25 protein-coding genes are annotated in these 21,238 nt (G+C 68.2%); 18 read left to right on the top strand and 7 right to left on the bottom strand.

Annotation, left to right across the window (positions count from 1 at the left end):
• The first annotated feature begins 5 nt into the window (after positions 1–5).
• The 5 genes from BJ980_RS06550 to BJ980_RS06530 all read left to right on the top strand — a co-directional run bounded on the left by BJ980_RS06550 (position 6) and on the right by BJ980_RS06530 (position 3,980).
• Complete coding sequence (locus BJ980_RS06550; protein WP_179501550.1) at positions 6–539, top strand: hypothetical protein; 534 nt, start codon at positions 6–8, stop codon at positions 537–539.
• 111 nt (positions 540–650) lie between these two features.
• Complete coding sequence (locus tag BJ980_RS06545) at positions 651–1,205, top strand: YqgE/AlgH family protein (protein ID WP_179501549.1); 555 nt, start codon at positions 651–653, stop codon at positions 1,203–1,205.
• A 22-nt stretch (positions 1,206–1,227) separates the two neighbouring features.
• Positions 1,228–1,485, top strand: a complete 258-nt coding sequence (locus tag BJ980_RS06540) for a DUF3039 domain-containing protein (protein ID WP_179501548.1) — start codon at positions 1,228–1,230, stop codon at positions 1,483–1,485.
• Positions 1,482–3,290 (top strand): DEAD/DEAH box helicase, encoded by a 1,809-nt coding sequence (locus BJ980_RS06535; protein WP_179501547.1) that lies wholly within the window; start codon positions 1,482–1,484, stop codon positions 3,288–3,290. Before BJ980_RS06540 ends, BJ980_RS06535 begins: the two co-directional genes overlap by 4 nt.
• A gap of 54 nt (positions 3,291–3,344) precedes the next feature.
• Positions 3,345–3,980, top strand: coding sequence for an IclR family transcriptional regulator (locus BJ980_RS06530; RefSeq protein ID WP_179501546.1), 636 nt, complete (start codon positions 3,345–3,347; stop codon positions 3,978–3,980).
• 142 nt (positions 3,981–4,122) lie between these two features.
• Here the strand turns inward: BJ980_RS06530 and BJ980_RS06525 are convergent, their stop codons facing one another.
• The gene (locus BJ980_RS06525) at positions 4,123–4,596 is read right to left on the bottom strand and encodes an Lrp/AsnC family transcriptional regulator (protein WP_179501545.1); all 474 of its coding nucleotides are present in this window, start codon (positions 4,594–4,596) and stop codon (positions 4,123–4,125) included.
• Between the two features lie 81 nt (positions 4,597–4,677).
• Here BJ980_RS06525 and hppD point away from each other — a divergent pair, with 81 nt between their 5' ends.
• Positions 4,678–5,901, top strand: a complete 1,224-nt coding sequence (gene hppD / locus BJ980_RS06520; protein WP_179501544.1) for a 4-hydroxyphenylpyruvate dioxygenase — start codon at positions 4,678–4,680, stop codon at positions 5,899–5,901.
• A 7-nt stretch (positions 5,902–5,908) separates the two neighbouring features.
• On the opposite strand, the gene BJ980_RS06515 is transcribed toward hppD, so the two are convergent.
• The gene (locus tag BJ980_RS06515) at positions 5,909–6,538 is read right to left on the bottom strand and encodes a TetR family transcriptional regulator (RefSeq protein WP_179501543.1); all 630 of its coding nucleotides are present in this window, start codon (positions 6,536–6,538) and stop codon (positions 5,909–5,911) included.
• 68 nt (positions 6,539–6,606) lie between these two features.
• Here BJ980_RS06515 and BJ980_RS06510 point away from each other — a divergent pair, with 68 nt between their 5' ends.
• A complete protein-coding gene (locus tag BJ980_RS06510) occupies positions 6,607–7,950 on the top strand; it encodes a cytochrome P450 (protein WP_179501542.1) in 1,344 nt (447 codons plus the stop codon).
• Positions 7,947–8,780 (top strand): SDR family oxidoreductase, encoded by an 834-nt coding sequence (locus BJ980_RS06505; protein WP_179501541.1) that lies wholly within the window; start codon positions 7,947–7,949, stop codon positions 8,778–8,780. Before BJ980_RS06510 ends, BJ980_RS06505 begins: the two co-directional genes overlap by 4 nt.
• Before the next feature lie 43 nt (positions 8,781–8,823).
• Here BJ980_RS06505 and BJ980_RS06500 read toward each other — a convergent pair whose 3' ends face one another.
• Complete coding sequence (locus BJ980_RS06500; protein WP_179501540.1) at positions 8,824–9,120, bottom strand: DUF4873 domain-containing protein; 297 nt, start codon at positions 9,118–9,120, stop codon at positions 8,824–8,826.
• Positions 9,117–9,803: a TetR/AcrR family transcriptional regulator gene (locus tag BJ980_RS06495; RefSeq protein ID WP_179501539.1), complete on the bottom strand. Its 687-nt coding sequence runs from the start codon at positions 9,801–9,803 to the stop codon at positions 9,117–9,119. The genes BJ980_RS06500 and BJ980_RS06495 overlap by 4 nt, the downstream gene beginning before the upstream one ends.
• A gap of 61 nt (positions 9,804–9,864) precedes the next feature.
• Between BJ980_RS06495 and BJ980_RS06490 the strand changes: the two genes are divergently transcribed.
• Both BJ980_RS06490 and BJ980_RS06485 read left to right on the top strand, forming a co-directional pair.
• The gene (locus BJ980_RS06490) at positions 9,865–10,803 is read left to right on the top strand and encodes an AurF N-oxygenase family protein (protein ID WP_179501538.1); all 939 of its coding nucleotides are present in this window, start codon (positions 9,865–9,867) and stop codon (positions 10,801–10,803) included.
• Between the two features lie 55 nt (positions 10,804–10,858).
• Positions 10,859–11,389: a DUF1697 domain-containing protein gene (locus BJ980_RS06485; protein ID WP_179501537.1), complete on the top strand. Its 531-nt coding sequence runs from the start codon at positions 10,859–10,861 to the stop codon at positions 11,387–11,389.
• Here the strand turns inward: BJ980_RS06485 and BJ980_RS06480 are convergent.
• On the bottom strand, positions 11,361–12,593 hold the full coding sequence (locus BJ980_RS06480; RefSeq protein WP_246279934.1) for an MFS transporter: 1,233 nt from the start codon (positions 12,591–12,593) through the stop codon (positions 11,361–11,363). The genes BJ980_RS06485 and BJ980_RS06480 overlap by 29 nt on opposite strands.
• Before the next feature lie 71 nt (positions 12,594–12,664).
• On the opposite strand from BJ980_RS06480, the gene BJ980_RS06475 reads away from it, so the two are divergent.
• Together BJ980_RS06475 and BJ980_RS06470 are read left to right on the top strand one after the other, a co-directional pair.
• Positions 12,665–13,441: an enoyl-CoA hydratase-related protein gene (locus BJ980_RS06475; RefSeq protein WP_179501535.1), complete on the top strand. Its 777-nt coding sequence runs from the start codon at positions 12,665–12,667 to the stop codon at positions 13,439–13,441.
• 45 nt (positions 13,442–13,486) lie between these two features.
• On the top strand, positions 13,487–14,068 hold the full coding sequence (locus BJ980_RS06470) for an isochorismatase family protein (RefSeq protein ID WP_179501534.1): 582 nt from the start codon (positions 13,487–13,489) through the stop codon (positions 14,066–14,068).
• A gap of 16 nt (positions 14,069–14,084) precedes the next feature.
• Here the strand turns inward: BJ980_RS06470 and BJ980_RS06465 are convergent, their stop codons facing one another.
• The gene (locus BJ980_RS06465; protein WP_343047717.1) at positions 14,085–15,401 is read right to left on the bottom strand and encodes a nicotinate phosphoribosyltransferase; all 1,317 of its coding nucleotides are present in this window, start codon (positions 15,399–15,401) and stop codon (positions 14,085–14,087) included.
• Positions 15,402–15,478: 77 nt separating this feature from the next.
• Between BJ980_RS06465 and clpS the strand changes: the two genes are divergently transcribed.
• The 3 genes from clpS to BJ980_RS06450 all read left to right on the top strand — a co-directional run bounded on the left by clpS (position 15,479) and on the right by BJ980_RS06450 (position 18,020).
• Entirely contained in the window at positions 15,479–15,769 is a 291-nt protein-coding gene (clpS, locus tag BJ980_RS18875) for an ATP-dependent Clp protease adapter ClpS (RefSeq protein WP_425490356.1), read from the top strand.
• Complete coding sequence (locus tag BJ980_RS06455; protein ID WP_179501531.1) at positions 15,766–16,350, top strand: DUF2017 family protein; 585 nt, start codon at positions 15,766–15,768, stop codon at positions 16,348–16,350. The genes clpS and BJ980_RS06455 overlap by 4 nt, the downstream gene beginning before the upstream one ends.
• A gap of 158 nt (positions 16,351–16,508) precedes the next feature.
• On the top strand, positions 16,509–18,020 hold the full coding sequence (locus tag BJ980_RS06450; RefSeq protein ID WP_179501530.1) for a hypothetical protein: 1,512 nt from the start codon (positions 16,509–16,511) through the stop codon (positions 18,018–18,020).
• Positions 18,021–18,038: 18 nt separating this feature from the next.
• Here the strand turns inward: BJ980_RS06450 and gdhA are convergent, their stop codons facing one another.
• Entirely contained in the window at positions 18,039–19,385 is a 1,347-nt protein-coding gene (gdhA, locus tag BJ980_RS06445; RefSeq protein WP_179501529.1) for an NADP-specific glutamate dehydrogenase, read from the bottom strand.
• 157 nt (positions 19,386–19,542) lie between these two features.
• Here gdhA and BJ980_RS06440 point away from each other — a divergent pair, with 157 nt between their 5' ends.
• From BJ980_RS06440 to BJ980_RS06430, 3 genes are read left to right on the top strand one after another with little or no spacing between them, the layout of a single operon-like run.
• Complete coding sequence (locus tag BJ980_RS06440) at positions 19,543–19,977, top strand: Mov34/MPN/PAD-1 family protein (RefSeq protein ID WP_179501528.1); 435 nt, start codon at positions 19,543–19,545, stop codon at positions 19,975–19,977.
• 13 nt (positions 19,978–19,990) lie between these two features.
• Positions 19,991–20,278, top strand: coding sequence for a MoaD/ThiS family protein (locus BJ980_RS06435; RefSeq protein ID WP_179501527.1), 288 nt, complete (start codon positions 19,991–19,993; stop codon positions 20,276–20,278).
• Positions 20,275–21,237: a PLP-dependent cysteine synthase family protein gene (locus BJ980_RS06430; RefSeq protein WP_179501526.1), complete on the top strand. Its 963-nt coding sequence runs from the start codon at positions 20,275–20,277 to the stop codon at positions 21,235–21,237. Before BJ980_RS06435 ends, BJ980_RS06430 begins: the two co-directional genes overlap by 4 nt.
• Position 21,238: the final 1 nt, after the last annotated feature.

Raw genomic sequence — 21,238 nt, 5'->3', positions numbered from 1 at the left:
AGACCATGACGTGGGAAGCCTTCCACTCCCGCGGGGACGTTCTTCGACGCGTCCTCGACGAAGTCGCCCGGCGCCGTGACGGCCAGCTCCCGATGGCTCTGAGCGGTGTCCGCGAGACCTTCCGCGACGAGCTCGACCTGCTCGGTGCGCTGCAGCTGCGCTGGCACACCCGCCTCCAGGGCAAGATCGAGCGCGAGCTGGCCGACCAGCCGCTCGACCTGGAGACCGCGGCGATCCACGCCTGGCGCGCTGCCGCCGACGAGATCCCCGGCGTCCGCGAGGTCCTCGACCACTACGCCGCCCACCCGGTGGACGACCAGATGGCCCGTGCGATGCGCACCGCCGTGGCAAAGCAACGCCAGACGCTGGCCGTCGTGGCCGGTCGGGTCTCCTCCATGGATGCCGACGAGCACGGTGCCCGGATCGGCGCCGAGATCGAGGCTGCAGCCCGTGCCGGTCACGTCCTGCCCGAGCCTCCTGCCCCCCGCGACAACGTTCGCCTGCTCGACCGGCTCCGGGCGGCGATGGCCGCCGCCTGAGTGCGGCTCCCTGACTGACGAACCCGGCTCGACGCACCGCGGACCTCCCTCCGCCTCCCTCCCTCCTCCCCGCGTCGGGCCGGGTTCGTCGTCTCCTGACATGCTGGGTGCATGGAGCCCCGACCCGGAACCCTGTTGGTGTCCAGCCCCGAGCTGCTCGACCCCAACTTCGCCGACGCCGTCATCCTGCTCATCGATGCCGACGACAACGGCGCACTGGGCGTCGTGCTCAACCAGCCCACGCCGGTCCTGGTCGCCGACGTGCTCGAGTCCTGGCGCGACCTGGTCGACGCCCCCGAGGTGCTGCACAAGGGCGGTCCGGTCGCCACCGACGGCGCCCTGGCCGTGGCCAGGCTCCGCGATCCCGGCGACGAGCCGGTCGGGTTCCAGCGCTGCTTCGCCGACATCGGCCTGGTCGACCTCGACTCGCCGACCGAGCTGCTCGAGGGCGGGATCTCCTCGATGCGGATCTTCGCCGGCTATGCCGGCTGGGGTGCCGAGCAACTCGAGGCCGAGATCGAGGAGGGCAGCTGGTACGTCGTGCCCGCCGAGGCCGGCGACATCTTCCGCGAGGACGCGACCACGCTGCGCCGTGACGTGCTGCGTCGCCAGCCCGGCGACCTGGCGTGGGCGTCAACACGTCCCGTCGACCCCATGCTGAATTGATGGTTGGCATACACTCGAACCCGTGAGCACCCCCATCGGATTCAGCCAGACAGACGTTCTCGAGGACCGTCAGACGGTCCCGACCGACGAGGGCGACCACGAGCGGTTCTCGCACTACGCGCCCAAGGACAAGGTCATGGAGGCGATGGTCATGGGCACGCCCGTGACCGCCCTGTGTGGCAAGACCTGGGTGCCCAGTCGCGCCCCGGAGAAGTTCCCGGTCTGCCCCGAGTGCAAGGAAATCTGGGAGAGCCTGCCGCACGGCGGGGATTCCGAGTGACCCCAGGGCCCAACCAGCCCGTCGTCCCGACCACAGCACCACTCACTCCGGCCTATCCGGAGCGGGCAGCATGGGGAACAGCCCAGTCGCTGCGTGCCTGGCAGACGGCCGCCCTGGAGAAATATTTCACCGCCTCCCCGCGGGACTTCCTCGCCGTCGCTACGCCCGGGGCAGGCAAGACCACCTTCGCGCTCACCGTGGCCTCCGAGCTGCTGGGTCGTCGACTGATCGACCGGATCACCATCGTCGCGCCCACCGAGCACCTCAAGACCCAGTGGGCGGAAGCGGCAGCGCGGGCCGGGATCCCGATCGACCCGAACTACTCCGCCGGCCAGGGCAAGACCTCGAAGGACTTCGTCGGCGTCGCGCTCACCTATGCCGGCGTGGCAGTGAACCCGCTGGCCCACCGGATCCGTACCGAGCGGTTCAAGACCCTGGTCATCCTCGACGAGGTGCACCACGCCGGTGACGCCCTGTCCTGGGGCGACGGTGTCCGCGAGGCCTTCGAGCCGGCCCACCGGCGCCTGGCGCTGACCGGGACCCCGTTCCGCTCGGACGCCAACCCGATTCCGTTCGTGACCTACGTCCCCGACCCGACGCAGGGTCCGGGGGTGAAGGTCTCGGTCGCCGACTACACCTATGGCTATGGCCAGGCGCTCGCCGACCACGTCGTCCGGCCGGTGCTGTTCATGGCCTACTCCGGCGAGATGCAGTGGCGGACCCGCGCGGGTGACGAGATCGCGGCACGTCTCGGCGAGCCGTTGACCAAGGACCAGACCGCCCAGGCGCTGCGCACAGCCCTCGACCCGAACGGTTCCTGGATGCCCTCGGTGCTGGAGGCCGCGGACCGCCGGCTCTCCGAGGTACGCCGACACGTCCCCGACGCGGGTGGGCTGGTGATCGCCTCCGACCAGGACTCCGCACGCGCATATGCCAAGACGCTCAGGGCGATCAGTGGCGAGGCGCCCACGGTGGTGCTCTCCGACGAGAAGGCGGCGTCGAAGAAGATCGCCAAGTTCACCGACTCCCCGGACCGCTGGATGGTCGCGGTGCGGATGGTCTCCGAGGGCGTCGACGTACCGCGCCTGGCAGTGGGCGTCTATGCCACCACCACCTCGACCCCGTTGTTCTTCGCCCAGGCGATCGGTCGCTTCGTGCGCGCCCGCAAGCGAGGGGAGACCGCCTCGGTCTTCCTCCCGTCGGTGCCCAACCTGCTCGGGCATGCCTCGGAGATGGAGGTCGAGCGCGACCACGTCCTCGGCAAGGTGATCAAGGACGACGCGGACATGCACTCGGCCGAGGAAGACCTGATGAACCAGGCCAACGCCACCGAGTCCGCATCCGGTGACGAGGCGATGGGCCCGTGGGAGGCGCTCGGCTCCCAGGCCACCTTCGACCGCGTGCTCTACGACGGTGGCGAGTTCGGCCACGCCGGCGAGGTGCACGTGGGCTCGGAGGAGGAGATGGACTTCCTCGGCATCCCAGGCCTGCTCGAGCCCGACCAGGTGCGCGACCTGCTGCGCACCCGGCAGAGCGAACGGGCGGCCAAGCAGAAGGCCTCCGCGACCACCTCCCGGGGCGACACGGTTGCCGAGGTCTCCACGCACGAACAGCTGGCGATGCTGCGCAGGGAGCTCAACGGCCTCGTTGCCGCCTGGTTCCACCGCACCGGCCAGCCGCACGGCGTCACCCACGCGGCACTGCGCAAGGAGACCGGGGGGCCGGCCGCGGCCGTCGCCACGGCGGCGTTGTTGCAGAAGCGGATCGACCTGGTCCGGGACTGGGCGATCCGGCAGAGTTCCTGAGACACCGCTGTGTCTCGCGCGCTCCGGGCACTCGTGCCCCACTAGGCTCGGCGCATGGCAACGGAGACCTCGCAGACGCTCGACCGTGGCCTGCAGGTGCTCCGCGTGCTCGCCGAAGCCCAGTCAGGCCTGACGATCACCGAGCTCGCGACACGTCTCGCGGTGAACCGGACGGTCGTCTATCGCCTGGTCGCGACCCTGGAGCAGCACGCGTTGGTACGTCGTGACTCGCATGCCCGCCTGCACGTCGGCCTCGGTGTCCTGCACCTTGCCTCCGCAGTGCAGCCGGTGCTGCGCGAGATGGCGGTCCCGGTCCTGCGCTCGCTCGCCGAGGCGGCCGGATGCACCGCGCACCTGACCGTTGCCGACGGGGATGAGGCGCTGGCCCTGGCCGTGGTCGAGCCCTCCTGGACCGACTTCCACGTCTCCTACCGGGTGGGTGCCCGGCACCCGCTGGCCCAGGGTGCCGCCGGCAAGGCGATCCTGATGCTGCGCGACACGGCCTCCGCCCACTTCGCCGTCACCGCCGGCGAGCTCCAGGCCGGCGCGAGGGGCCTGGCCGCCCCGGTACGCGGGGTCGAGGGCCTCGAGGCCTCGGTCGGCATCGTCACCCTGGGCAAGCTGGACGTCGAGAAGGTCGGCCCGATGGTCGCGGCTGCGGCCACCGAGGTCGCCAAGCGCCTCGCCTAGCGCCGAACCTGCAGTTGTTGCGCGTCCAACCGGCAGTTCTTGCTCGACGAACTGGCAGTTGTTGTGCCGCGAGCCTGCACTTCTTGCGCGACGAACCTGCAGTTGTTGCGCCGCGAACCTGCAGTTGTTGAGGACCGAGCGGTCAATCCTTGGTGACGTGGGTCAGCGGCAGCACCCGGTAGGGCACCTGTCGGGCCAGACCGATCACGGTCGTCGAGCGAACGATCGCGGGGTCACCCAGCACCCGGTCGATGACCCGCTGCAGGTCGGCATTGGACCGTGCCACCACCCGCACCCACATGTCACCGGCTCCGGTGATCGTGTAGGCCTCGAGCACTTCGGGGATCGTCTCCAGCTTGGCTGCGACGGTGTCGTGCCCACCGCCGGTGGTGGTGTCCTGGCGGATCTCGAGGGTCAGGAACGCGGTCACCGGATAGCCCAACGCCTCCGGGTCCAGATCCGGCCCCCATCCCGTGACGACGCCGCCGGCCTCGAGCTTGTCGAGCCTGGCCTGCACGGTCCCACGGGCCACGCCCAGCCGTCTCGACGCCTCGAGCACGCCGATCCGCGGCTTCTGGGCGAACAAGTCGAGCAATGTGGCATCAAGTGCGTCCATGAGCACTCCTTCGCTGGACAGATTGCGCAATGTTTCGACGTACTGTTGCACACCTTGCCAGAACCTCGACACCCTGAGGTCATGACGACGACCTCGACGCACTCCACCCTGACCGCGCTGACGCACGAGGAAGAGCAGGCCGGGCTCTCGCTCGACCAGCTCAAGCAGCTCGTGGGCCTGGTGGAGTACGACGCCAGCACCGACCCGTTCCCGGTCATCGGCATGGACGCGATCTGCTTCGTGGTCGGCAATGCCACCCAGACCGCCAACTTCTACCAACTCGCGATGGGGATGGAGCTCGAGGCCTACCGCGGCCCGGAGAACGGCCACGCGGACTCCAAGGCCTACGTGCTGCGGTCGGGCTCGGCGCGATTCGTCTTCGTCGGCGGGATCCGCCCGGACAGCGCGGTGCTCGATCACCACCGCAAGCACGGCGACGGCGTGGTGGATCTCGCGCTCGAGGTGCCCGACGTGGACAAGTGCATCGAGCACGCCCGCGCGATGGGCGCGACGATCGTCGACGAGCCCCACGACATCAGTGACGAGCACGGCACCGTACGCCGCGCCTCCATCGCCACCTATGGCGAGACGCTGCACACCCTTGTCGATCGCAGCAGGTACGACGGTCCCTACCTGCCCGGCTTCGTGGAGGCGCGCACCACGGTGACCCGAGGCGAGGGGCATCCCAAGCGACTCTTCCAGGCGGTCGACCACTGTGTCGGCAACGTCGAGCTGGGCCGAATGGACGAGTGGGTCGAGTTCTACAACAAGGTGCTCGGCTTCACGAACATGGCCGAGTTCATCGGCGACGACATCGCCACCGACTACTCCGCGCTGATGTCGAAGGTCGTGGCGTCGGGCAACCACCGGGTGAAGTTCCCGCTCAACGAGCCCGCGATCGCGCAGAAGAAGTCGCAGATCGATGAATATCTCGAGTTCTACGACGGCGCCGGCTGCCAGCACATCGCGCTGGCCACCAACGACATCCTGCGCACCGTCGACATCCTGCGCAGCAGCGGCATCCAGTTCCTCGACACCCCGGACTCCTACTACGACGACCCCGAGCTGCGCGAGCGGATCGGCGAGGTCCGGGTGCCGATCGAGGAGCTGAAGAAGCGCAAGATCCTGGTGGACCGTGACGAGGACGGTTACCTGCTACAGATCTTCACCAAGCCGATGGGGGACCGGCCGACGGTCTTCTACGAGTTCATCGAGCGGCACGGCTCGCTCGGCTTCGGCAAGGGCAACTTCAAGGCCCTCTTCGAGGCGATCGAGCGCGAGCAGGAGCTCCGCGGAAACCTCTGAGACCGGCTCAGGTGCGCCGGCTCAACGTCTCGATCAGCTCGCCGACCAGGTCCACGAGCTGGTCGGAGTCGAGACGGATCTCCGAGCCGAGCCAGCCCGCGAGCAGCTCGGCAAAGCCGGCGACGAAGACGATGCCGTGCAGCTTGGCGCGCTCCCTCGGCCATGCCTCCTCGCCATAGAGCGTGGCTGCTTCCTGGGCGACCAGTTCGGCGAACCAGTCCACCAGCTCGTGGCGCCGTGCGCGTAGCGCGGGCGTGCTCGTCGACTCGATGACCGCGACCCGGCCGCGTGCGGGGTCGGCGACGACGAGGTCGACGAAGGCCCGGATCGCCGCGCGCGATCGTACGCCGGGGTCGCCGTCGGTCTGCTCGACCGCTGCCAGGGCGGCCGCTGCGATCTCGTTGCAGACCTGGTCCAAGGCGGCCATCAGCGCTTCGTCGCGGTTGCGGAAGCTCTCATAGAAGTAGCGCTCGGTCAACGAGGCCTCGGCGCAGATGGCCGTCATCGTCGTCGCCGTCTCGCCGCGGGTCGCGAGCACCTCGATGGTGGCGGCGACCAGGCGTTCGCGGCGGGCCGAGGAGCGCTCCTCGCTGGTCATGCCGCCATAACTGCGCCGGGACTCGCTCGATGTGACCACGAACAACATCTTGACAGTGGTGGCGGTCACGGCCAAACTGACAGGACGTTCTGTCAGATGGAGGCGTCATGGTCGAAACAACCCCTCGCCGTCGTGGGATTCCCTACCTGGGTGGCACCTGGGACTACCTCAAGGATCCGCAACGGATGATGAGTGAGCACTACGCACGCTTCGGTCCGGTCTCGGAGATGGACTTCATCGGCCAGCGTTGGACCGTGCTCCTCGGCCCCGACGCGACCTCGGCAGCGCTGCGCAACCCGGAGAAGGCCTTCGCCAGCGAGCCCGGCTGGGGTCGACTGGTGGGCCCCTTCTTCCACGGCGGCCTGATGCTGCTCGATTTCGGAGAGCACCACCGCCACCGCCGAGTGCTGCAGCAGGCGTTCACCCGCCAGCGCCTGGAGGGCTACCTCGGTGCGCTCGGCCCGGCAGTGGCCACCGGCTTGACCGAATGGCGCCCGGGCACGGGGTTCCGGGCCTACCCGGCGCTGAAGTCGCTGACCCTGGACATCGCCACCGACATCTTCATGGGTGGCCACGAACTGACCGACGACAAAGGCATGCAGGAGGTCAACGACGCCTTCATCGCCTGTGTGCAGGCCGCGATGGGCATCGTGCGTGCCCCGCTGCCGGGCACGCGATGGGGCAGGGCCACGGCAGGACGAGCGGTGCTCGAGGAGTTCCTCGGCAAGCACCTGCCGTTGCGACGCGCGCGGCCGGGCGACGACCTCTTCTCCGCACTGTGCACCCTCGTCGACGACGACGGCACCGGGTTCACCGACGCGGAGGTCATCAATCACATGATCTTCCTGTTGATGGCCGCGCACGACACCACCACGATCACCGTCTCCACGATCCTGCAGCACCTCGGCCAGTCCCCGCAGTGGCAGGAACGCTGCCGGCAGGAGTCGATGGAGTTGCCGGAGTTCCCCAGCATCGACGAGCTGCAGGGGCTCGAAAGCCTCGATCTGGTGATGCGAGAGGCGTTGCGGATGGTGCCCCCGGTTCCGGTCCTGGCTCGCAAGACCGTCGCCGAGGTGGAGGTGATGGGCCACCGGATCCCCGCTGGCAGGCTGACCGCGGTGATGGTGCACCACCAGCACCACATGGCCGAATATTGGGACGAGCCCGAGCGCTTTGACCCCGCCCGCTTCGCGGATCCGCGCCGTGAGGACCTTCGCCACCGGCACGCATGGGAGCCCTTCGGTGGCGGGGTGCACAAATGCCTCGGCCTGCACTTCGCCGGGCTCGAGGTCAAGACGATCGTCCACCAGCTGCTGCGGCGCTTCGACTGGAGCGTCGACAAGGGGTACGTCGCCCCGATGAACTACCACTCCCTCCCGTTCCCCAAGGACGGACAACCCATCAATCTGGCGCGACTCGAACGAGCCGCCCCGACAGGAGCACGAGCATGAGCATCAGGACCCAGCGGGACATCGCCACCATGACCGTCGCGATCACCGGCGGTGCCCGCGGCATCGGCCGGGCGACTGCCGAACGCCTCGCGCGCCAGGGCGCGAAGGTGATCATCGGTGACCGTGATCAGGACCTCGTCCGGCAGACGGCCGCCGAGATCGGCCACGGTATCGTGGCCGCTGGCCTCGATGTCACCTCGGCCGAGTCCTGGAACAACTTCCTCGTGGAGACCGCTGCTGCCGGGCCGATCGACGTGCTCGTCAACAATGCCGGCATCATGCCGCTCGGCTCGGTGCTCAAGGAGTCCGAGGAACTCTCGCGCTCGATCGTCGACGTGAACCTGCACGGAATCATCCACGGCACGAAGGCCCTGGCCCCGGGGATGGCCGAGCGCGGGCGCGGCCACATCGTCAACGTGGCCTCCGCGGTGGGCCGCGTCGCGCTGGCCGACGGTGCGACGTACACCGCCTCGAAGTTCGCCGCGGTCGGCTTCAGCGAGGCCACCCGTTCAGAGCTGGCGCCCCTGGGCATCGACGTGTCCGTCGTGCTGCCCACGGTGGTGATGACTGAGCTCGCGAGCGGTGTCCCCGCCGCCCGTGGGGTGAAGCCGGTGTCGGCCGACGACGTGGCCCGGGTGATCGAGGCGACCCTGCGCCGGCCCAAGGCCGAGCTCTGGGTCCCGCGGTGGAGCCAGGGGCTGACCAAACTGACCCAGGTCATGCCGCGTCGCTTCCAGGAGATCGTCACCCATGCCCTGAAGGCGGACAGCGTCCTTGCCGATGCCGACCCCGCCGCACGTGCGGCCTATGAGGCGCGCGCACGCAGCTGATCGGTGACCGGGCCACCCTGACCAAGGGTGGCCCGGTGCTCCGTCATGACGCCGGGATAGGTGGCGCGCCGATGCCGCTGATCCGGAACCGACCCCACGGGTCGACATCGCTCAGCCGGCCCTCCGCCGAGGCGTCGCCGACGACGATCTGCGCCGGCTTGCCGGCCGAGCAGGCCTCGGCCAGGGCGTCGTTGGCCGCAATCCGACCGATCCAGTGGACGTGGCCGTCGATCGGCTCGAACCAGCTGTGCAGGTTCACCTGCACCGGCACTCCGGCCACGGTTGCCGGGCCGGCATAATCGTCCGGGTCCACACGCAGGGCCTCTTCGGGTGCAGTCATCGCTTGCGCTCCTTGCGGATCGGGGTGGGGGCTTCAGTTGGCTGGTCCAGGGCGGTGAGGGGTACGCCGTACTCCTGGCAGATCCCCTCGAAGGCATGCCAGATGAACTCGGTCAGATAGCGCCCGGCGGCGGCGCGCGACATGGTCTCCCGGATTAGCCACCACTCGCCGACCGACAGTCCCAGCCCGACCAGGCCGTGCGCCCAGGGCTCGGCGCCGGCGGAGTCCACGCCCAGCTGGCGCAGTCCGTCGCCGATCACCCGCGCGAACGTGGTGGCGAACTGCGCCTTCCCGTCGGAGAGGGCGTCGCCCTCGGTGCGGTGCTGGACGACGAGCAGGAAGACCTGCGGGTGCTCGGAGATGGCCTCGAGATATCCGTCGACCGCGGCGCCGACCCGCTCGCGGATCGGCGCTGCCGTCATCAGCGGGCCGATGACTTGGGCCATCGTCTCCTCGGCCATCCGTGCGCCCACGGCCGCGTGCAGCTCGGACTTGTCGGCGAAGTAGCGATAGAGGACCGGCTTGCTCACCCCCGCCTCGGCCGCGATGTCGGCGATTCCGGCCTGGTGGCCGAGCCGGTCGATGGCGATGATCGCCGCGTCGACCAGCTGGGTACGACGCTGCTCGCGGTGGTCGTCCCATCGTGAGGCGCGGCCGTCGGGAGTCTTGACCTTGCGTGTCATGTGAGCCATCCTAGCGTTATCCGTTACTCAAAGTAACAGTTAGTGAAGGGCAGTCTTTTCCATGACCGTCACCAAGCACCGAACAGGGCACTCGAGCGGGCACCCAACCGGGAACACCGTCGAGTCGCACCCCGTTGCCGAGCGCCTCCTGGCGTCCTCCGCGCGACACTCCTACGACCCCGAGATCGACATCGACTGGGACGCACCCCCCGACCCGGACAAGTTCTTCATGCAGCCCGAGCGGATGTCGCTCTATGGCACGAAGCTGTGGGACGGGCTCAGTCGCGAACAGCAGATCGAGCTCTCCAAGCACGAGGTCGCCTCCATCGCGAGCGTCGGGCTGTGGTTCGAGATCATCCTGATGCAGATCCTGCTGCGCGACGTCTACACCCAGGACCCTCGCTCGCCGCGCACGCACTACGCACTGACCGAGATCGCGGACGAGTGCCGGCACTCGCTGATGTTCGGCAAGGCGATCGGCCGGATGGGAATCCCCGCCTACGGCCCGCGCAACCTGGTCGGGCGCCTCGGGAAGCTCTATCCCCACATCGCCCACGGGGCTGCTGCCTATGCCTCGATCCTGATCGGCGAGGAGCCCGTCGACCGGTGGCAGCGCGACATGATGAAGCGTGACGACATCCAGCCGTTGACCCGGATGGTCTCCCGCATTCACGTGCTCGAGGAGGCCCGCCACGTGACGTTCGCCAGGACCGAGCTCGAGCTCGCCGTCGCGAAGATGTCGCGTGCCGAGCGGCTCATCGCGCAGACTCTGACCGCCCAGGGCGCCTTCGTGATGATGCGCTCGCTGGTCCACCCCGACGTCTACAAGTCCGTCGGCATCGACCCGGCGCAAGGGCGTCGAGCGGCGCTCGGCAACGAGAACTACCGCGCGACGATCGCGTGGATGGGGGAGAAGGTCATGCCCTACCTGGCGGAGCAGGGAATGGTCGGCGGTGGCCACAACCGCAAGGCATGGCGCGCCTCGTTCCTGCTGCCCTGACAGCTGCTCCGAAATTCGCTCTGACCGAACCGACGGTATGCGGCAGGATGGCCGCATGCCGTCGTACGTCGCCTTCCTGCGTGCCATCAACCTCGGGGCAAACCGCAAGTTCCCCAAGGACGACATCCGCTCTGCGGTCGAGTCCGCGGGGTTCACCGACGTGGAGACGCACATCAACACCGGCAACGTGCGGCTCTCCACCGCGATGCGATCGCGTGAGCGGATCGAGGCGAAGCTCGAGGCGGCATTCCTTACCGACCGGGGCTTCGAGGTCCCGACGATCGTGTTCAGTACGACGGAGCTCGCCGCGGTCGCTCGCGACGCGGAGGAGCTGACCTCACCCGAGCTGGCGCGCCACTACATCTGGCTGCTCAAGCAGGAGCCTGACGCCGACGCCGTCGAGGCGGTGCATGCACTCGACAAGGGCGGCCACCGGGCCGTGATCCGCGGCCGTGCCTGCCACCTGCTGCTCGTCGAGGGCTATCAGGATGGTGTGGCTGACCCGCTTCGCACCGAGAAGTTCCTCGGGGTCGCGACCAACCGCAACTTCAACGTCGTCACGACGCTGGCGCGGAAGTGGTGCTGACCTCGCCTCGGCTCAGCCTGCGCACCGACGCGCTGGTCAGGGTGAGCAGGCAGATCGCGGCATAGGCGACACCGGCCCACAGGATCACGTCCTGCACGCCCCACCGCTCGCCGAGCGGACCGAAGAGCAGTTGTCCCACCGGAATGGCGACGAAGGATCCGAGCATGTCGTAGGAGTAGGCGCGCGAGAGCATCGACTCATCGATGTTCTCCTGCATCGCCAGGTTCCAGCCGATCCCGAAGATCTCCATGCCCATCCCGGCGATGAACGCCGCGACGAGGATGACCACGAGTGAGGGATCGAGCCCGAGCGCCACCAGGGGCAGGCTGAACAAAGAGCATCCGAGCATGCCTGCGAGCAGGGGCCGCTGGAACCTCGCCTTGAGCAGGATCACCGTCATCAGCAGCAATCCCGCTGCCTCGGCGGAGAGGGCAAGCCCCCAACCGCGTTCGCCGATCGTGTCCTTCGCCAGGGCCGGCCCGAGCGTCGACCAGGCGCCGGCGTGGATCGCGTTGAGCGCACCGAAGGCGAGCACGACGACCCACAACCAGGTGTGGCCGATGAACAGGGACCAGCCAGCCTTGAGATCTGCCAATGTCGACGTGGGGCTCGAGCCTCGCAGCCGGCTGGGGATGCGAACCCCCAGCAGGATCGCCGCTGACAGCAGCCACGATGCGGCATCGACCGCCAGGGCCCAACCGGGGCTGAAGGCAACCACGATCACTCCTGCCGTCGAAGGGCCCAAGATGGTCAACGCGCCGCGCATCATCGAGACCAGCACGTTGGCCTGCTGGAGGTGCTCGCGGGGCACCAGCTGCGGCAGCACGCTCGACATTGCCGGCAGGCTGACCGCGAAGACGGTTCCGTTGAGCGCGCTCAGCGCGACCAGGTGCCACAGCTCGGCGCGACCGGTGAGGACCAGGATCGCGCTCGCCCCCTGGCTGAGGCCGGCAAGCAGGTTGCAGACCCGCATCAGGGTGGCCCGGTTGAAGCGATCCGCGATCACGCCGCCGATCAGCAGGAAGACCACCATTGGGATGCTGTTGGCGGCCAGGACCTGGCCCAGCGCCGCGGGCGAGTCACTGATCTCGAGGACAGCGAACGCTAGCGCGACCGAGGCCATCGTGCCGCCGATCATGTTCACCGTGCGAGCCAGGAAGTACCACCGGAAGTTCAGCTCGGCGAGCGGTCCTGAGGACCACATCATCGTCTCGGACCAGAGCTGTCGCGCATTGGCCAAACGATGCCATAGGCCCACCGCTAGGGTGATGCGCCATGAGCACACCAGGTCTTGTCGTGACGAATTCCGACGCCATCCTGACCATCCGTTTCGACCGCCCCGAGGCCTTCAATGCCTTCTCCGGGGAGATGGTGCTCGAGACCTCCCGGCTCCTCGAGGAAGCCAGCGCGCGCGACGACGTACGCGTCGTGGTCCTCACCGGCACCGGGCCTGCGTTCAGCACCGGTGCCGACATCGGCGGGGAGAACGCGCACGAGCGGTTCGACGTGCGCGCCCTGGACGCCGCCAACCGGCTGATCCGCGCGATCGTCAACTGCGACAAGCCCGTAGTGGCTGGGGTTAACGGCATCGCGGCGGGCGTCGGCCTCTCGGCCGCACTCGCCTGCGACCTCCAGGTCTGCAAGGAATCGGCGGCCTTCCTTCTCGCCTTCGCCCGCGTCGGGCTGATGCCCGATGGGGGTGCCAGCGTGACCGTGGCCTCCGCGATCGGGCGCGCTCGGACCATGCGGCTGGCGCTGCTCGCCGAACCACTCGGAGCGGCCGAGGCGTTCGAGGCCGGGTTGGTCTCACACTTGGTCACCGACGAGGAGTACGACGACGTCCTGGCCAAGCTGGCCAAGCGACTAAGCCACGGTGCGCCGCTGGCCCAGGCTGCCACCAAGCGCTCGGTGAACGCGGCGACCCTGGGTACGCTCGACGCGGCGCTGGAGAGCGAGCGGACCACCCAGACGATGCTGCTCGGCACCGCAGATGTCGCCGAGGGGATGCGGGCCTTCTCCGAGAAGCGCCACCCGACGTTCACGGGGGAGTGAATCTCGTCCGTGTGTCGTGAGCACCCCGCGGGCTAGGGTGGGGACATGACCCGGGCACTGATCGTGGTGGACGTCCAGAATGACTTCTGCGAGGGCGGATCGCTCGCCGTCGCCGGTGGCGCGCAGGTGGCGCACGACGTGGGAGCGCTGCTCCACGCGTGGTCGAGCAAGGCCGCCGATGCCCCCGAGTGGTCGCATGCGGTGGCCACCAAGGACCACCACATCGACCCGGGTGCGCACTGGGCACCCCGCGGCACCGAGCCGGACTACAAGGAGTCCTGGCCGGTGCACTGCAAGGTGGGCACCGATGGTGAGGCATTCCACCCCAACCTCGACCCGCAGCCCTTCGACGCGATCTTCCTCAAGGGCGAATACGAAGCGGCTTATTCCGGCTTCGAGGGCAAGAACGGCGACGACCAGGACCTGGCCACGTGGTTGCGCGCACAGGGCGTCACCGAGGTGGACGTGTGCGGCATCGCGACCGACTACTGCGTGCGTGCCACCGCTCTGGACGCGGTGAAGAGCGGCTTCGCCGTACGCCTGCTGCCCGATCTTTGTGCCGGCGTTGCGCCTGAGTCCACCCAGGCCGCCCTGATCGAGATGCACGAGGCCGGCATCACCGTCTGAGCGCGATGCTCACGCCTCAGACGTGCTGGGTCCCGATGACCGGCTCACCCTTCGACAGCATCTGAGCGGCCAGCGGGAGCTCGTTGCGCGAGGCCAGGTGGCGCTCTCGCGCGGCGTCGAGTGACTCGCGCCCGACGACCTCCCCGCCCCGGACCAGCGGGACCAGGAGGGCTCGGTCGTCGCCGTCGTCGAGGGGCGCCTCGCCGATCCCCACCACCTCGGCCTCGGCGACACCCTTGGCGTTGCGTCGGCGCAGCGCATACTTGCGCCCACCGATCGAGATCTTGTCCTTGCTCTTCTTCGCGACCGCGACCATCTCGCCGTCGTCGCCCTCGCGGGCCACCAGCTTGTAGACGAAGCCGCAGGTCGGATGGCCGCTGCCGGTGACCAGCTGGGTGCCCACCCCATAGCCGTCGACCGGGGCCGCGGCGAGTGAGGCGATGGCGTGCTCGTCCAGGTCGCTGGTGACCACGATCCGGGTCTCGGTCGCGCCCAGCGAGTCGAGCAGGTCGCGGACCTTGTGGGCCATCACGCCGAGGTCACCCGAGTCGATCCGCACTGCGCCCAGCTCCGGGCCGGCGATCTCCACCCCGAGTCGGACCGCTTCCGCGATGTCATAGGTGTCGACGAGCAGGGAGGTGCCGGTGCCGAGCGAGGCGACCTGCGCGCGGAAGGCGTCCTCCTCGCTGTCGTGCAGGAGCGTGAAGCTGTGGGCCGAGGTGCCTGCGGTGGGTACGCCGTACCGCTGCCGCGCCGCGAGGTTGGAGGTGGTCGCAAAGCCGGCGATGTACGCCGCCCGCGCGGCCGCCACGGCCGAGAGCTCGTGGGTGCGCCGCGAGCCCATCTCGATGCAGGGCCGCTCGCCGGCCGCCATCGTCATCCGCGAGGCGGCAGAGGCGATCGCCGAGTCGTGGTTGTAGATCGAGAGGAAGAGCGTCTCGAGCATCACCGCCTCGGCGAACGTGGACTCCACGATCATCAACGGGGAGTAGGGGAAGTAGGCCTCACCCTCGGCGTAGCCCCACACGTCTCCGGAGAAGCGGAAGTCGGCCAACCAGTCCAGGGTCGCCTCGTCCACGACCTGCCCGTCTCGCAGCACCGCCAGCTCGGCGTCGCCGAACCGGAACCGCTCGAAGGAGTCCAGGGCGCGGCCGACACCGGCCACGACGCCATAGCGCCGGCCCTCCGGCAGCCGGCGCGGGAAGAGCTCGAAGACGCTCCTGCGGTCCGCGGTGCCGGCCTTGAGGGCGGCCTGGACCATGGTCAGCTCGTAGTGGTCGGTGAGCAGCGCAGTGGATGGCGCCGGAGAAGGCGCGCTCGGTGTCGTGGTCACGTTCACACTCTGGCAGATCGTGGTCAGGGACCGTGCTCGCGGTGTGTCACGATGGGGCAGTGTCAACTGCGAGCCCGATCCATGCCGATCCCACGGTGGACCAGTCACTGACTCCGGACGAGATCACCTTCCTGGCCAAGCCGTGGGTGACCATCGTCTGGAACGACCCGGTGAACCTGATGTCCTACGTGACCTACGTGTTCGGAAAGTACTTCGGCTACGACAAGAAGAAGTGCGAGAAGTTGATGCTCGAGGTGCACAACGACGGCCGCTCGGTGGTCTCGACCGGCACCCGCGAGGAGATGGAACGCGACGTGCAGGCGATGCACGAATATGGCCTGTGGGCCACGATGGAGAAGAGCTCGTGAGCGGGTTCGCCAGGCATCGCCGTAGCGGCAACATCATCGCCAACTTCACCGGGTTCGAGGCCGAGCTGCTGCGCTCCCTCGCCTCGCAGCTGGTCGAGCTGCTGCGCAACGAGGCAGCCGTCCCGAGTGACGACAGGGATCCGTTCGAGGCGTTGATGGACTTCTCCGGTCCGACCACGGCACCCGAGGATCCGGTCCTGGCCCGACTCTTCCCGTCGGCCTATGTCGACGACGAGGAGGCCGCGGGCGAGTTCCGCCGGTTCACCGAGTCGACGTTGCGCGACGGCAAGGCCCGCGCCGCCGTGGCGATCATCGACGGACTCGAGGAGGCAGGCCTGCCCCCGGAGCTGACCGAGGACGGGCTGCACTTCGACGTGGAGCTCGACGAGGCGACGGCCGAGGTCTGGATGCGCTCCTTCACCGACCTGCGCCTCGCCCTCGCCACCCGCCTCGGCGTCGAGGACGGTGACGAGGAGAAGTGGTACGCCCTGCCCGACGAGGACCCCGAGGCCCAGGCGCACGACATCTACGAGTGGGTCGGCTATCTCCAGGAGACGCTGGTCCAAGCACTGATGGACTGAAACGCAGTGTCGGTCTCGCGTCGCGAGTGTCAGTTGTTGATGCCCGAAGGCTCACTTGTTGACGTCGTACGTCGTGTTCTCTGCGGCTCCGTTTGGGGTGGGGCCAGCCCGGGAAGATGCTGGGGGTCAGTCTTTCTCTCGGGCAAAGGATCTCGGCCATGGTCGACTACTTGAAGATCTGCGACACCCTCAGTCAACTGGTCGACGCAGCCATCACCGCGGACATGGAGTTGGCGGGCTGGGAGCCCCGCTACTCCGCGGCAGGGTTGCTCGACGGACTCAAGGACGGATCCTTCGGCACCACCTTCTCCCACCCCGACAGCTTCCTGAAGCGTGGCGGGATGTCGTCGATCCGACTCACCTGGGAGGGGGAGTGGGTCCACGAGGTGGACCCGGGTTTCGCCGGCCGTGAGCAGGACCCTGAGGACTCGCTCCTCTATCCCGAGGACGAGGTGGCCGAATATGCCGCCATCCGCGCGAAGTGGCCGAACAAGATCTATGACGCCTTTGCACCCTTCCTGAGCATTCCCGATCCGGAACTCTTCAAGGATGCGTCGGCCAACTACGACACGCCTGCGGAGTTGCTGAGCGCCGGCTACTTCACCAGCCAGGGCATCGACTCGACCCTGACCCCGGCCAACGGCTCCATCGGACGCCTGCTCGGGGGCGATGACGAGCTGCTGAGCTGGCACGGACCGGCCGCGGACAGCTTCAGGCGCTCCTTCGTCGAGGACCTGCCCAAGACCACCGCAGCGAAGTTCTACGCGGTCATCCTGCTCAAGGGTGCGCTCGAGCAGGAAGGGGCCATCTGTGAGGCGGCGCGCACGGATGTCGCCAACCTGGCGGAGCGAGCCCTCGCCGGGATGGAGGCGATCGAGCCCCCGGCGCAGGACAACGGCGGCGCGATCCTCGGCCTTCAGATCTTCGCCGCAGTCGCCACCGTCGTCGCCTGCGCCGTGCCGGTGGTCGGGGCCGTCGCGCTCGCGACAGCTGCGGGTGCTGCCGGCCTGACGGCGAGCAACCTGCCGAACGAAACGGTCGAACCCGCTCCGATGGGTGGAACCCCGGATGAGGTCTTCTCGAAGATCGAGGAAGAACTGTCCACGATCAACCGCGGGATGCTCACCCAGGAGCAGTACGTCGCCGACCGGATGGATGCTCTCCTCCAGGAGCTCAAGTGCTCACCGCACACGTTCCACCCGGGCAGGGCCACGAGGTTGCTGGACGCCGACGACAAGGGCGACATCGCGAACACTCGCGGTTTCACGGTGGACACCTCGAGGCTGCGGCACTACGCCCGGACGACCCACCCGGCCGCCGATGACATGCGCAGCGCGGCGCACGCGTGCTTCGTCCCACGGTCGATCTTCACCAAGGACGCCGCGCTCGGCATCGGAGCGGACGGCCCGTTCCTCCGTCTCGACAACGCCAACGAAGCGTTGAGAGAAGTCCTGGTCAGCACCGCGTTCTACGTCGACGAGACCGGCGACAAGGTGAAGATCTGCGCAGACCACTACGACGACACCGATCGCGGTGACATCACCGCCAGGATGCGCAAGCAGGCCGAGGAGGTGGACCGCGAGGAAGGGAAGTACGACGGCGTCTTCAGCCGGTGCCAGCCCTACGTCTCCTCCTACGACCCGAATCCCGGCGGGGTCATCGAGGTATGAGCGCCCCCGGGACCCGTCTCAGATGACGCCCAGCGCGAGCATCGCGTCGGAGACCTGGATGAAGCTGGTGATGTTGGCGCCGGCCACGTAGTTGCCCGGGCAGTCGTAGGTCTCGGCCGCCTCGGCGCACCGCGCGTGCACGTCGACCATGATCTGGTCCAAGCGCTGCTCGGTGTGGTCGAAGTGCCAGCGGTCCCGCGAGGCGTTCTGCTGCATCTCCAGGGCGGAGGTCGCCACGCCACCGGCGTTCGCGGCCTTGCCGGGCGCGAAGAGCACGTTGTTCTCGGCGAGGATCGAGACGGCCTCGGGCGTGCACGGCATGTTGGCGCCCTCGGCGATCGCGAGCACACCGTTGGCGACGAGAGTCTTGGCGTGGGAGCCGTCGAGCTCGTTCTGGGTGGCGCAGGGGAGGGCGATCTCGGCCGGGACGTCCCAGACCGAGCCCTCGGCATGGTGGGTGGCGGACTCGCGCTCTGCGGCATAGTCGGTCAGGCGGCCGCGGCGGATCTCCTTGATCTCCCGGAGCAGCGCGATGTCGAGGCCGGCCTCGTCGACGACGTACCCGCCGGAGTCGGAACAGGCGACGACCTGCGCACCCAGCTGTGCGGCCTTCTCGGCGGCATAGATGGCCACGTTGCCCGAACCGGAGACGATCACGCGGCGTCCGGACAGGGAGAGGCCACGGGTGGCGAGCATCTCGCGGGTGAAGAAGACGGTGCCATAGCCGGTCGCCTCGGTGCGGACCAGCGAACCGCCCCAGCCGATGCCCTTGCCGGTGAGCACACCGGACTCATAGCGGTTGGTGATCCGCTTGTACTGGCCGAAGAGGTAGCCGATCTCGCGGCCACCGACGCCGATGTCACCAGCCGGCACGTCGGTGTACTCACCGATGTGGCGGTAGAGCTCGGTCATGAACGACTGGCAGAAGCGCATCACTTCGGCGTCGCTGCGACCCTTCGGGTCGAAGTCCGAGCCACCTTTGCCGCCACCGATCGGCATACCGGTCAGAGCGTTCTTGAAGATCTGCTCGAAGCCGAGGAACTTCACGATGCCGAGGTTCACCGTCGGGTGGAAGCGCAGGCCGCCCTTGTAGGGCCCGAGTGCGGAGTTGAACTCCACCCGGAAACCGCGGTTGATCCTCACGTTGCCCTGGTCATCGGTCCACGGCACGCGGAACATGATCTGCCGTTCCGGCTCGCACAGACGCTCGATGATGGAGCCCTCGGCATATTCCGGGTGACGTGCCACCACCGGGTTCAGGGTGTCGAGGACCTCGCGGACAGCCTGGTGGAACTCGGCCTCACCGGGGTTGCGGTCGAGGACAGTCGAGAAGACGCGCGAGAGCGCAGGATCAAGTTCAGCCATGGCTGCAGGGTACGTCGACTTGTGAGGCCGTGAGGAGTCCAAGGCTCGCCATGAGACGAGACGCACGCGTCCGCCCAATGGATGTGAGCGTGACCAGGCCGGTCCGGGGAGTGGGCGAGTGCTCGGGATCCGGACACGCTCACCTACGCTGGGAGTCGTGCTGAACATCGATCGAGCGACGTACGACGCCATCGTCGCGCACGCCAAGCGGGACCACCCCGACGAGGCCTGTGGCATCGTCGCGGGCCCCGAGGGCAGCGACCGTCCCGAGCGACACATCGAGATGCTGAACGCCGCGAGCAGCCCCACGTTCTATGAGTTCGACAGCACCGAGCTGCTCGAGCTCTACAAGCAGATGTGGGATCGCGACGAGGAGCCGGTGGTCGTTTACCACTCGCACACCGCCACGGAGGCCTACCCGAGTCGTACCGACATCGGCCTGGCCAGCGAGCCGAACGCGCACTACGTGCTGGTCTCCACCAAGGAGCACGGGAATAACGAGGGCCCTGTGGAGTTCAGGTCCTACAGAATCATCGACGGAGAGGTGACCGAGGAAGAGGTCACCATCACCACTACGAGCACTGGCTCATGAGGAGCATTGACTGATGGCCATCGAGGTCCGGATCCCCACCATCCTGCGCACCTACACCAACGGTGAGAAGGCCGTCGAGGCCAAGGGCGAGACCCTGTCGGCACTGATCGGCGACCTCGAGGCGAACCACCCGGGAATCGGCGAGCGCCTCCTCGACACCAAGGACGATGGCAGCAGCGACCTGCGTCGCTTCGTCAACGTCTACATCAACGACGAGGACGTCCGCTTCATCGGTGGGCTCGAGGCCACCCTCAACGACGGTGATCAGGTCGTCGTCCTGCCCGCAGTCGCCGGCGGATGAGGTTCGACAACCTCCTGGCCTCGGTCGGCGGCACGCCGCTGATCGGGCTTCCCCGGCTGTCCCCGGGAGTGCAGGCCAACGGCACCGAGGTCCGCATCTGGGCCAAGCTCGAGGACCGCAACCCGACCGGCTCGATCAAGGACCGACCGGGCCTGAAGATGATCGAACAGGCCGAGAAGGACGGAATGCTCCGTCCCGGCTGCACCATTCTCGAGCCGACCTCGGGCAACACCGGGATCTCGCTGGCGATGGCAGCCAAGCTCAAGGGCTACCGGTTGGTCTGCGTGATGCCGGAGAACACCTCCGAGGAGCGTCGCCTGCTGCTGCGGATGTGGGGTGCGGAGATCTTCTCCTCGCCCGCCGCCGGAGGCTCCAACGAGGCCGTGCGCGTGGCCAAGAAGATGAGCGAGGAGCACCCCGACTGGGTGATGCTCTACCAGTACGGCAACGCGGCCAACGCGCTCGCCCACGAGGAGGGCACGGGTCCCGAGATCCTCGAGGACCTGCCCACGATCACCCACTTCGTCGCCGGGCTCGGCACCACCGGCACCCTGATGGGTGTCAGCCGGTTCTTCCGCACGGCCAAGCCGGAGGTCAAGATCGTCGCCGCCGAGCCGCGCTACGGCGAGCTCGTCTATGGCCTGCGCAACCTCGACGAGGGCTTCGTTCCCGAGCTCTATGACGCGTCCCTGATCGACTCCCGCTTCTCGGTGGGACCGCGCGACGCCGTACGCCGTGTCCGTGAGCTGCTCGAGCTCGAGGGCATCTTCGCAGGCATCTCCTCGGGAGCGATCCTGCATGCCGCGATCGGCCAGGCCGCCAAGGCGGTCAAGGCCGGGGAATCGGCGGACATCGCCTTCGTCGTGGCCGACGGCGGGTGGAAATATCTCTCCACCGGCGCCTACGAGGGCACCATCGACGAGGCCGAGGACCGCCTCGAGGGACAGCTCTGGGCCTGAG

Origin of the sequence: Nocardioides daedukensis (genome assembly GCF_013408415.1) — a bacterium.
Taxonomy (GTDB): Bacteria; Actinomycetota; Actinomycetes; order Propionibacteriales; family Nocardioidaceae; genus Nocardioides; species Nocardioides daedukensis.
This window is presented reverse-complemented; position numbering and strand designations above follow the sequence as displayed.

Coding starts and splice junctions, on each gene's coding strand:
- BJ980_RS06550 (WP_179501550.1), top strand. CDS start 6: ATGACGTGGGAAGCCTTCCACTCCCGCGGGGACGTTCTTCGACGCGTC.
- BJ980_RS06525 (WP_179501545.1), bottom strand. CDS start 4,596: ATGGACGCACTTGATGCCACATTGCTCGACTTGTTCGCCCAGAAGCCG.
- BJ980_RS06530 (WP_179501546.1), top strand. CDS start 3,345: ATGGCAACGGAGACCTCGCAGACGCTCGACCGTGGCCTGCAGGTGCTC.
- BJ980_RS06435 (WP_179501527.1), top strand. CDS start 19,991: ATGGCCATCGAGGTCCGGATCCCCACCATCCTGCGCACCTACACCAAC.
- BJ980_RS06490 (WP_179501538.1), top strand. CDS start 9,865: ATGACCGTCACCAAGCACCGAACAGGGCACTCGAGCGGGCACCCAACC.
- BJ980_RS06450 (WP_179501530.1), top strand. CDS start 16,509: ATGGTCGACTACTTGAAGATCTGCGACACCCTCAGTCAACTGGTCGAC.
- BJ980_RS06510 (WP_179501542.1), top strand. CDS start 6,607: ATGGTCGAAACAACCCCTCGCCGTCGTGGGATTCCCTACCTGGGTGGC.
- BJ980_RS06500 (WP_179501540.1), bottom strand. CDS start 9,120: ATGACTGCACCCGAAGAGGCCCTGCGTGTGGACCCGGACGATTATGCC.
- hppD (WP_179501544.1), top strand. CDS start 4,678: ATGACGACGACCTCGACGCACTCCACCCTGACCGCGCTGACGCACGAG.
- BJ980_RS06475 (WP_179501535.1), top strand. CDS start 12,665: ATGAGCACACCAGGTCTTGTCGTGACGAATTCCGACGCCATCCTGACC.
- BJ980_RS06480 (WP_246279934.1), bottom strand. CDS start 12,593: ATGTGGTCCTCAGGACCGCTCGCCGAGCTGAACTTCCGGTGGTACTTC.
- BJ980_RS06430 (WP_179501526.1), top strand. CDS start 20,275: ATGAGGTTCGACAACCTCCTGGCCTCGGTCGGCGGCACGCCGCTGATC.
- gdhA (WP_179501529.1), bottom strand. CDS start 19,385: ATGGCTGAACTTGATCCTGCGCTCTCGCGCGTCTTCTCGACTGTCCTC.
- BJ980_RS06545 (WP_179501549.1), top strand. CDS start 651: ATGGAGCCCCGACCCGGAACCCTGTTGGTGTCCAGCCCCGAGCTGCTC.
- BJ980_RS06495 (WP_179501539.1), bottom strand. CDS start 9,803: ATGACACGCAAGGTCAAGACTCCCGACGGCCGCGCCTCACGATGGGAC.
- BJ980_RS06470 (WP_179501534.1), top strand. CDS start 13,487: ATGACCCGGGCACTGATCGTGGTGGACGTCCAGAATGACTTCTGCGAG.
- BJ980_RS06485 (WP_179501537.1), top strand. CDS start 10,859: ATGCCGTCGTACGTCGCCTTCCTGCGTGCCATCAACCTCGGGGCAAAC.
- BJ980_RS06505 (WP_179501541.1), top strand. CDS start 7,947: ATGAGCATCAGGACCCAGCGGGACATCGCCACCATGACCGTCGCGATC.